This window comes from Streptomyces sparsus (genome assembly GCF_054776295.1).
On record NZ_BAAHCA010000087.1, the window covers coordinates 1 to 9,141 of the forward strand.

Annotated in this window: 10 protein-coding genes; 5 read left to right on the forward strand and 5 right to left on the reverse strand. The window is 72.5% G+C overall.

What is annotated here, in order from left to right:
• Both ACYVE9_RS07680 and ACYVE9_RS07685 read left to right on the forward strand, forming a co-directional pair.
• Positions 1 to 823: S1 family peptidase (locus tag ACYVE9_RS07680; protein WP_461026978.1), on the forward strand; the 823-nt coding region annotated here is incomplete at its 5' end.
• 282 nt (positions 824 to 1,105) lie between these two features.
• Positions 1,106 to 1,669, forward strand: a complete 564-nt coding sequence (locus ACYVE9_RS07685) for an AMIN-like domain-containing (lipo)protein (RefSeq protein ID WP_461026979.1) — start codon at positions 1,106 to 1,108, stop codon at positions 1,667 to 1,669.
• An 88-nt stretch (positions 1,670 to 1,757) separates the two neighbouring features.
• On the opposite strand, the gene ACYVE9_RS07690 is transcribed toward ACYVE9_RS07685, so the two are convergent.
• Positions 1,758 to 2,642, reverse strand: coding sequence for a D-alanyl-D-alanine carboxypeptidase family protein (locus ACYVE9_RS07690; RefSeq protein WP_461026980.1), 885 nt, complete (start codon positions 2,640 to 2,642; stop codon positions 1,758 to 1,760).
• Positions 2,643 to 3,025: 383 nt separating this feature from the next.
• Here ACYVE9_RS07690 and ACYVE9_RS07695 point away from each other — a divergent pair, with 383 nt between their 5' ends.
• The gene (locus ACYVE9_RS07695) at positions 3,026 to 4,000 is read left to right on the forward strand and encodes an alpha/beta fold hydrolase (RefSeq protein WP_461026981.1); all 975 of its coding nucleotides are present in this window, start codon (positions 3,026 to 3,028) and stop codon (positions 3,998 to 4,000) included.
• Positions 4,001 to 4,160: 160 nt separating this feature from the next.
• Here the strand turns inward: ACYVE9_RS07695 and ACYVE9_RS07700 are convergent, their stop codons facing one another.
• The 4 genes from ACYVE9_RS07700 to ACYVE9_RS07715 form a co-directional block, all read right to left on the reverse strand.
• On the reverse strand, positions 4,161 to 4,544 hold the full coding sequence (locus ACYVE9_RS07700; protein WP_461026982.1) for a hypothetical protein: 384 nt from the start codon (positions 4,542 to 4,544) through the stop codon (positions 4,161 to 4,163).
• Between the two features lie 127 nt (positions 4,545 to 4,671).
• Positions 4,672 to 5,175, reverse strand: coding sequence for a TspO/MBR family protein (locus ACYVE9_RS07705; RefSeq protein WP_461026983.1), 504 nt, complete (start codon positions 5,173 to 5,175; stop codon positions 4,672 to 4,674).
• 165 nt (positions 5,176 to 5,340) lie between these two features.
• The gene (locus ACYVE9_RS07710) at positions 5,341 to 6,810 is read right to left on the reverse strand and encodes an aldehyde dehydrogenase family protein (protein WP_461026984.1); all 1,470 of its coding nucleotides are present in this window, start codon (positions 6,808 to 6,810) and stop codon (positions 5,341 to 5,343) included.
• Between the two features lie 173 nt (positions 6,811 to 6,983).
• Positions 6,984 to 8,213 (reverse strand): PP2C family protein-serine/threonine phosphatase, encoded by a 1,230-nt coding sequence (locus ACYVE9_RS07715; protein ID WP_461026985.1) that lies wholly within the window; start codon positions 8,211 to 8,213, stop codon positions 6,984 to 6,986.
• 389 nt (positions 8,214 to 8,602) lie between these two features.
• Here ACYVE9_RS07715 and ACYVE9_RS07720 point away from each other — a divergent pair, with 389 nt between their 5' ends.
• Together ACYVE9_RS07720 and ACYVE9_RS07725 are read left to right on the forward strand one after the other, a co-directional pair.
• Positions 8,603 to 8,830 (forward strand): DUF5133 domain-containing protein, encoded by a 228-nt coding sequence (locus ACYVE9_RS07720; protein WP_461026986.1) that lies wholly within the window; start codon positions 8,603 to 8,605, stop codon positions 8,828 to 8,830.
• Positions 8,831 to 8,914: 84 nt separating this feature from the next.
• On the forward strand, positions 8,915 to 9,076 hold the full coding sequence (locus ACYVE9_RS07725) for a hypothetical protein (protein ID WP_461026987.1): 162 nt from the start codon (positions 8,915 to 8,917) through the stop codon (positions 9,074 to 9,076).
• Positions 9,077 to 9,141 lie beyond the last annotated feature (65 nt).

The window sequence follows — 9,141 nt, forward strand, 5'->3', positions numbered from 1 at the left end:
CGCCACGCGCGTCGTCCGGCACACCGCCGCCGCGCTGGACGCCGCGAAGGCCCGCATCGACGCGCACAGCGAACGCGCCGGCGCGCCCTCCGGTGTGAGCAGCTGGCACGTGGACCCCAAGGCCAACACCGTCGTGGTCAACGTGGTCGGCTCCCAGCGCAGGGACGCCGAGGTGCGGGCGTTCGTCGCCGCGGCCAAGAAGGCCGGCCCCGTGACGGTGAAGACCGACGTCGGTGAGGCACCCGCCACGTTCGCGGCCGGAACCGTCGGTGGTGACCCCTACTACACCGGCAACGTGCGCTGCTCGATCGGATTCTCCGTGCACGGCGGTTTCGTGACGGCCGGCCACTGCGGTCGCGCCGGCGACTCGGTGCGCGGCTGGGACGGCTCGCAGATGGGCACCTTCCAGGGCTCCTCGTTCCCCGGGAACGACTACGCCTACGTGAGCATCGGCCACGGATGGTGGACGGAGCCCGTCGTGCTCGGCTGGGGCAAGATCTCCGACCGCCTCGTCCGCGGCTCGGCGGAGGCTCCCATCGGCGCGTCCGTCTGCCGGTCCGGCTCCACCACGGGCTGGCACTGCGGCACCGTGCTCGCGAAGAACGAGACCGTCAACTACAGCGACGGCACCCAGGTCCGGCAGATGACCAAAACGAGCGTCTGCGCACAGCCCGGTGACTCCGGCGGCTCGTACATCAGCGGAGACCAGGCGCAGGGCGTGACCTCCGGTGGCTGGGGCAACTGCAGCAGCGGCGGCGAGACCTGGCACCAGCCCGTCAACGAGATCCTCAACCGCTACGGCCTGACGCTGCGCACCGCCTGATCCGGCCGTCCCGCAGCCGCCCGATCCGGCCACCGCCGGACGCGGCGGGACGGGGACCGCGGTCTGCCGCCCCTCGGCCCCCGACGAGGGGCGGCAGGCGCGCGACGGGTGGGGCTCCAGGCCGGCCGCGCCACCGGCCAGCTGCCAAACCGGTGGCGCGCAGGCGAGGGGAGGACTGTACCCACCGTGTCCCAAGTGAGGCAGGCCCCCTTGTCCGCGGGTGGTTTCTGGAGTCTGCTCGATGTACCACCGGCATGCGGTGGCTCAGGAGGGGTGAGCGAAATGCGTAGATCAGCGACAGTGCTGAGCATCATGGTCCTGCTGGGGGCGGGACTGACGCTGGCGGCTGCGCCGGCGGCGACGTCGGCGAGCTGCTCGACGACGTGGGGGAGCCTGCCGAAGGCTTCGGCGGACTCGACGTACCGGCCGCTGGAGAACATCAGGACCGGACGTCACGACTGCTTCGACCGCATGGTCTTCGACGTGCGCGGCGCGACCTCCGCGACACCGGTCGGCTACCGCGTCGAGTACGTGTCCGAGCTGCGGCAGGACGGCAGCGGCAAGCCCGTCCCGGTCGACGGCGGAGCGGTGATGGAGGTCCGGGTCGCCGCGCCCAGCTACGACCCGGAGACCGGCGGCCAGACCTATCCGGGCCAGGCCGGAAAGGCCCTGCCCGGAGTCGACCTGACCGGCTACCGCACCTTCCGGGACGCCCGCTTCGCCAGCAGCTTCGAAGGCGACACGCAGGTCGGCCTCGGTGTGCGCGCCCGACTGCCGTTCCGGGTGTTCCAGACGGGCGGCCACGTGGTGGTGGACGTCGCCCACACCTGGGCCGCCACCAGCTGAGTGCCGAAGCCGGCGGGGAGCCGCGACTCCCCGCCGGGCTGCCGGGCCCGCGACCGCCGGAGGGTGTGCGGCGGCTGCGGGCCCGGCGTCACTTCCGCTTGCCGCTCCCGTGGGCCCAGTCCAGCATGCGCCGGGCGTCGGTGAACCGCTTTGAGCTGTTCAGCGCGACGCCCACCACCGTGCGGCCGTCGCGCTCGGCGGCGAACAGCAGGCACGGGCCGGCGGCTGTGCCCGAACCGGTCTTCACCCCCAGGGCCCCGGAGTAGCTGCCGAGCAGCTTGTTGGTGTTGTACCAGGTGTAGACCCGGCCGTTGCCCGCCTTCTGCCGGGTGCTGGGCGACTTCACGACCGTGCCGAACGTGCGGTTGCCGAGTGCGCGCCGGCCCAGCCGGGCGAGGTCCCGGGGTGTGGAGACGTTGCGGCCACCGGTGGACACACCGTCGAAGGAGTCGAAACGGGTCCTGGTCATCCCCAGTGTGTCGGCCTTCTTGTTCATGCGGTCGACGAAGGAAGCGGTGCGGGCCCGGGTCGTGCGGCCGGTGCCGAAGGTGTCCGCCAGCGCGTACGCCGCGTCACACCCGGAGGGCAGCATCAGACCGTAGAGGAGCTGGCGGACGGTGAGGCGGTCGCCCTTCTTCAGGTCGGCGGTGCTCGCTTCGTGCTCGGCGACGTGGTCCCGGTACGCCTGCTTGACGGTGACGCGTTTCGACAGGTCCACCTTCGGTGTCTCCAGCACGACCAGGGCCGTCATGACCTTGGTGATGCTGGCCATCGGGCGCCGGGTGTTCGCCTCCCTGCTCCACAGGACCTTGTCGGTGTTCTCGTCGAGCAGGTAGGCGCCCTGCGCGTGGACTTCGGACGGGCCTCGCGTCCCGGCCTGGACCGCTCCGGCCGGAGCGAGCAGCGACGTCGCGACGCAGGCCGCCACCACCGCGGCTCGCCACCGGGTGTGCGGACGCAGCCCTGCCGTCATCTGAGCGTTCCCTTCCGCGGGCCCCGCCGCGGGGCCGAAGCAGCCGGATCATCGCACGCTCCACCGGAGGAACCACAGTCGCAGGACAATAGGACAAGTCCGGCTTTGGGTAGGGAGGTTGGTGTCGGGGGCGCGCCCGGCAGGCCCCGAGCGCCTGGAGGCGGCACGCGCCGTGGTGAGCGGGCGTGCGCTCGGCCGAACGTGGCTGAACGGTGCCCCGAGTGACGGCGGGCCGTCGCCGGTGCCACCGGCTCGGCCCGATCCGGGCGCCCCGCATCGGACAGATGTGCGTGGCATGCCCTCGAAGGGGTGGCTTGTGTGCTTCGGAGGCGGTTCGGGTGGTAGAGATCGCAGTTCGACAACCGCGCTTCTGGGAGCCCTCGGTGCCAAACACCTCCACTGCTCATCAACCCGCAGCCGCGGTCGGACCGGAGCCGACGCGGCTCGAGCCGACCGCGCCGGGACGTGTCGAGGAGCACGTACTGCGCTTCGCGGGCTTCGACTTCACCTGCCGGGTGGTGCGCCAGGAACGGCCGGTGACGTCCCCGATCCTGCTGCTCGGCGGGTCCTCCCAGGACCGCTACTCCTGGGTGCGGCACGAGCGGTGGCTGGGCCGGCTCTCCACGGTGATCACCGTGGACCTGCCCGGATACGGGACGTCGGACTTCCTGCCGGCCCGCTACGGCATCGACTTCCTGGCCGCCGCCACCCGCCACATGCTGGCGCGACTGGGCGTCGAGCGGGTCAACCTGGTCGGTGCCTGCTTCGGCGGCGCCATCGCCGTCCGCTTCGCCCAGCACTACCCGCAGTTGCTGGAGCGGCTGATGCTCGTCGGCATGACCACGGAGGTTCCCGACGACTACGCGGAGAGCGCCGCCCGGTGGCGCGGCATGGTGCGTGAGGGGAGGACCACCGAGATCGCGGACGAACTCGTGGAGCGGTTCGTGGCCTCCGCGGCGGCCGGACCGGTCCGCAAGCAGGCCGCGATGGCGCGTTTCCTCCACCGCCAGTTCGTCGAACAGGGCCCCCGCGAGCTGGAGATGTGGGTGGAGCACAACACCAGGCTCGCGGCTCACGAGTGGTACCGCCCGGAACCGCTGCCGGCGCTGCCCGCGCTGGTGGTCACCGGCGAGCACGACTCGCTGACCACGCCGCGCATGGGACGCGACGTGGCCAGGTGCCTGCCCGCCGCCCGCTTCACCACGCTCAAGGAGTCCGACCATCTCGCGCCGGTGGAGCGCATGGCCGAGTTCGCCGAGCTCGTCGCACTGTTCTGCACCGACCAGTCCCTGGACGACCTGGCGTCCTGCAACCCGGTGGAGCACTTCACCGAGGCCCTCACCGCCGCCGCTAACTGAGGCGCCGGCGCGGGACCGCGTCGCGGGGACGCCGGGGGCGCGTCCCGGTGAAACACGCGGCAGCGGCGACGGCGGGCGATCGAGCAGATCACCCGCCGTCGCCGCTGCGTGGCGCCGCCCGGTGGGCCGGCGGCCCCTCAGCCGCCGGTCGGCCGTTCCGTCAGCCGGGGAAGCAGACCGCGTAGACCGTCACCGGCAGGCCCTGCACCTCTTCGTCCGCGGACTTGTCGGCCTTCTTGCCCTTCTTCGGCTTCTCGGCCTTCGTCTCGACCTCACCCCAGGCGCCGCCCTCCCAGCCGCGGCCGTCGGTGGTGGGGCGGGAACGGAACGCGGTGAGCTCGTCGTCGTGGTCGACGTCCACACCGCCGCCGGAGGCGCGGTGGCCTGCCGGGCAGCGGACGGTGACGTCGCCGTAACCGCTCTCGGTGATGAGGGTTCCGGGGCCGTGCGGCGAGGCGACGGCGGTGGCGGGCACCGCGCCCAGTGCGAGGGCACCGGTCAGCGCGGTGAGGACGAGGGAACGGGAGAGAGACAGTCGAGTCATGGCTCTTTCGTATCCGACCCCCCCTCCCACGGCGTATGCGGCGCGCACGTGGCGGCTGCGGCTGTCCCCTGTCCGGCGGACGTGGGGCCCGCCGGACAGGGGACGGTCCGCAGCCGGGGGAGTGGCGTCAGCCGTTGGCCAGCCAGATCGACAGGTTGAGCGCCGCGGCGAACGCGACCCACAGCAGGTACGGCACCAGCAGGAGTGCGGCGGCCCGGTGCAGCCGGGCGAACAGCACCGCCGTCACGGTGGCGGCCGCCAGCAGCGCCAGGATGTCGGCGAAGGCCAGCCCGTACCGGCCGGCGCCGAAGAACAGCGGCGTCCACGCCAGGTTGAGCAGCAGCTGCGCGCCCCACCACACCATCGCCGCTTTCGCCGCCCCGCCGTGGCGACGCCACACCAGCCACGCGGAGACACCGATCAGCCCGTAGAGCACCGTCCACACCGGGCCGAACAGCCAGGACGGAGGCGCCCAGGGCGGGCGGTCCAGTCCGGCGTACACCTCTCCGGCATCAGAGCTCGCCACCGCGCCGAGGGCGGCGACCAGATAGCAGGTGCCGACCAGCACCACCAGGGAGAGCCACCCGCCGCCGCGCCGTGCTCGGCCCTGGGTGGAGGTCGCTGTGGTCATGGCTCTCCCTCGGAAGGACGGTACGGGCCGGGCGTGCACCCGGCGCGGTGCGGGGAACACCGGCACTTCGCCCGGCCCTGCCCCGCGGATGCGGACGGGGCGCCGGACGGGCCGGCACCGCCGGGCGGTCGGCCCTGCCCGGCGATGCCAGCCCGGCGGGAAGGGTCAGAAGGCGTACTGCCGGGGCGAGTGCTGGACACTGACCCAGTGGTCGGTGGTGAACTCGTCCAGCGCCCAGTCCCCGCCGAACCGGCCGAGGCCGGAGTCCTTCTCGCCGCCGAAGGCCGTGTTGGCCTGGTCGTTGACCGTCTGGTCGTTGACGTGCGTCATACCGGCCTCGACCCGCAGCGCGAACCGGACGCCGCGCTCGGCGTCACCGGTGAAGACCGCGCTGGACAGCCCGTACTCGGTGTCGTTGGCGAGGGCCAGCGCGTGCTCCTCGTCGGTGGCGCGCAGCACGGTGGCGACCGGCCCGAAGACCTCCTCGGCCGCCGTCGGGCTGTCTCCGGTGCCCAGCAGCACGTGCGGCGGCAGCACCAGACCCGCCGGGCCGCGGGCGTCACCGCCGGTCAGCAGCTCCGCGCCGCCGTCCACCGACCGCTGCACGAGGTCGGTGATGCCGTCCAACTGCTTGCGGTTGATGAGCGGACCGATGTCCGTCTCCGGGTCCGAGGGGTCACCCGCGGACAGTTCCCCGACCCGGGCGGTGAACCGCTCCACGAAGGCGTCGTGCAGCGAGTCGTCCACGATGACGCGGTTGGTGCGGATGCAGATCTGGCCCTGGTGGAAGAAGGAGCCGAAGACGGCGGCGTCGACGGCCTGCGCCAGGTCGGCGTCGTCGAGTACGACCAGTGGGGCGTTGCCGCCAAGTTCCAGCGCCAGCTTCTTGATGCCCGCCTTGCGGCTGATGCCCTGCCCCACCGGTGTGGAGCCGGTGAACGACACCAGGCGCGGTACGCGGTGCTCGACGAGGGCGTCGCCCACCTCACCGCCCGGCGCCACCAGCACGCTGAGCAACTCCATGGGCAGGCCGGCTTCCTCCAGCACCTTCGCGATGAGCAGCCCGCCGGTGACCGGGGTGTCCCCGGCCGGCTTGAGCACCACCGCGTTGCCGAGGGCCAGTGCGGGTGCCACCGAGCGGCACGACAGGTGCAGCGGCCAGTTCCAGGGGCTGATCACCAGGGCGACGCCCAGCGGCTGCCGGTAGACGCGGCTCTCCTTGCCCGGCACGTCTGCCGGCAGGATGCGGCCGGACGCGCGGTGCGGCAGGGACGCCGCCTCGGTGAAGTCGGCGACGGTCGCCGCCCACTCCGCTTCGGCCTTCGCCAGCGTGCTGCCGCCCTCACGCACCAGCCAGCCGGTGATCTCGTCCTTGCGGAGCCGCAGCACGTCGACGGCCGCCGACATCACCGCGGCGCGTTCCCTCGGCAGCCGGGCGGCCCACTCGCGCTGGGCGGAGCGCGCCGCGTCCATGGCCTCCTCGGCGTCCGACATGTCGGCCTGCGGGATCTCGACGATGACCTCGCCCGTCCAGGGGTCGAGGTCCTCGCGGGGCTTGCCGCTGTTGCCGGTGCGCCACTTGCCGGCCAGCGGCAGCAGGGTGAAGTCGTCGTAGGGGGCGGGGGAGCGCGTCATGGTGGCACCTTTCTGCCGGGGCGGCGATGGTCATCTCTGCGCGGACGTCTCCTTGCATATCGCCGCACATGCAACGAAGTGGCCCGATGCCTGGGTGCCCGGACGGCGCTCCTTCATGCAGCGGTCAACCACTTCCCCGGCCGAGCGGTCCCTCCGCCGTGCCGGGCGGCGCGTCAGCCGGTCAGGGGGTGCGGGGCGCGGGCGGCGGGGCCGTGCCACTGGAGGATCAGCACGGTGGCGTCGTCGTCGAGGCGTTCGAGGTGGTGCTCGAGAATGCCCCGGACGAGCCGGCGCAGCGTCTCGGGGACGGACAGCCCGTCGGCATGGTGGCGAATGAGGAAGTTGACGAAGTTGTCGAGACCGAACTCCTCGCCCTGTCTGCCCCGCGCCTCGGTGATGCCGTCGGTGTACAGCACCACCCGGTCCCCGGGTTGCAGGTGCTCCTCGCACAGGGTCGCGTCGAGGCCCAGGTCGGAGCCGAGCGGGTGGCTGGGCGGGCAGTAGGCGGTGGTGGTCCACCGCCCGCCGCGGATGACGACCGGTGGGTGGTGGCCGTGGTTGGTCCACGACAGCACACCGGTGCGGGTGTCCAGCGCCGCCAGGATCGCGGTGACGTAGCGGGTCTCGTCGCTCTGCGCCAGCAGGGTGCGTTCGATGCCGTGACCGGTGTCGACGAGGGTGGCGCCCTGCCGGCGGTGGTTGCGGCAGGCGGCGACGGCCAGGTTCGCGGTCAGCCCGGCGGAGGTGTCGTGGCCCATCGCGTCGAACACGGCCAGGTGCACCGTGTCGCCGGCCAGGGCGTAGTCGAACGCGTCACCGCCGACCTCGTAGGCCGGCTCCAGTACCGCCGACACGGTCACCCTGCCGTTGGAGAACGTCTGCGGCGGCATCAGGTTCCACTGCATCTCCGCCGCCACCGTCATGGGCTGGGTGCGGACCAGCCGGGCGTAGGAGTCGCTGTGCGAGCGCTTGTCGACGATCAGCAGACCCACCAGGGAGGCCAGGCGGAGCACCTGCGACTCCTCGGGGCCACCGTCCGGGTCGGTGTCCAGCCGCAGCACGCCCAGCCGCTCGGTGCCGTTGAGCAGCGGCACCCACCACCGGGTCAGGCCGTCCGGACCCGCCCCGGTGAGCACGCGCGTGCTCTGGAAGGCCCGCCCGGGCAGGGTGCCCTCGACTCGCAGCGCGGTCGTCTCCTCACCGCCCTGCCCGGCGTCCTCGCCCCGGCCGGTCAGCTGCCGCAGGACCTCCTGCCGGAGGTCGGTGAGATGGATCGACACCTGGTGCATGCCCGCGGCGGCGGCGTGCTCGGCCACGGCGCCGGGCAGGCTCTCCATCGACATGGTGTGACTCGCGTCGAGCAACCTGTTCAGCATCTCCTCGTAGGGCCGCGACACTCTCATCGATCCGCTCCGTTCCGTCGATCCCCGAGCGACCGGTCCTGCGTGTCGCTGTGCCACCCGCCCGGCCCCGGCGGTTCGGCGGCGCGCTCGCACGTTCGGCCCGGCGGGGAGGCGGGCGCCCCCCGGGTGCCCATCCGGTGGCGGGGCATCCCTCCGCCGGGCGGCCGGCCCTGGAGGACGGGTGCCGGCGTCCGGTGGCGTGGGCGGCTGAGCGGCGACTGCGGAGCCGCTGCGGGCCGCAGAGCCTCCCAGCGGTCGGAGTCGTTGGCACCGGTCACCACGCGGTGAGTGGTTTTGATTCATGCTGCATGGGTGTGCGGGGGTCGGGTAGCAGGCCGCTGAAGCCGGTGGCCACAGGGGCCGCCCACGTCCTGGAGGGGAGACACCTCATGCTGATGGCCCACCCAGCGGTGCTGCGCAACCTTGTCGACCAGTACGAGGCACTGCTGTTCCTGCACGCCGAAGAAGGGGGTGCGGAGGTGCGCCAGCGCATGGACGACATCGCCTACACGTTGTGCGTCGCGACCGGCACGGCCGACGTGGACGCGGCACTCATCGCGGCGAGGCACCAGCTGCCGGGCGCGCGTCCGGAAGACGACTCGCTGCTGACCGCCTGACCGCTGCCCCGTACACTCGTCCACCGTCTCCGACTGCACAGCCGGAGGTCGAACGCCGATCGTCTTCGAAGGGACGTCCTCCACGTGAGCTCCGCGGAAAGAGCAGACGCGCCGATCTACCACAGTCTTGTGGCCGAGCACGGCGACGTGCTCACCGAAACCCGAGAGGTCGCCGAGCAGACCCAGCGAGAGATCACCGAGGCGCTGGACTTCAGCGCCCTGCGGGTCCCGCCGAAAGCGCCGTAGCCACACCTCCGGCGCAGTGGGTGGGCGGTCCTGTCGTACCGCTGCCGACGACGCCGGCAGCGGTA

Excerpts from the sequence above, each read along its gene's own strand:
- ACYVE9_RS07690 (WP_461026980.1), bottom strand. The coding sequence starts at position 2,642 with ATGACGGCAGGGCTGCGTCCGCACACCCGGTGGCGAGCCGCGGTGGTG.
- ACYVE9_RS07710 (WP_461026984.1), bottom strand. The coding sequence starts at position 6,810 with ATGACGCGCTCCCCCGCCCCCTACGACGACTTCACCCTGCTGCCGCTG.
- ACYVE9_RS07715 (WP_461026985.1), bottom strand. The coding sequence starts at position 8,213 with ATGAGAGTGTCGCGGCCCTACGAGGAGATGCTGAACAGGTTGCTCGAC.
- ACYVE9_RS07685 (WP_461026979.1), top strand. The coding sequence starts at position 1,106 with ATGCGTAGATCAGCGACAGTGCTGAGCATCATGGTCCTGCTGGGGGCG.
- ACYVE9_RS07720 (WP_461026986.1), top strand. The coding sequence starts at position 8,603 with ATGCTGATGGCCCACCCAGCGGTGCTGCGCAACCTTGTCGACCAGTAC.
- ACYVE9_RS07705 (WP_461026983.1), bottom strand. The coding sequence starts at position 5,175 with ATGACCACAGCGACCTCCACCCAGGGCCGAGCACGGCGCGGCGGCGGG.
- ACYVE9_RS07700 (WP_461026982.1), bottom strand. The coding sequence starts at position 4,544 with ATGACTCGACTGTCTCTCTCCCGTTCCCTCGTCCTCACCGCGCTGACC.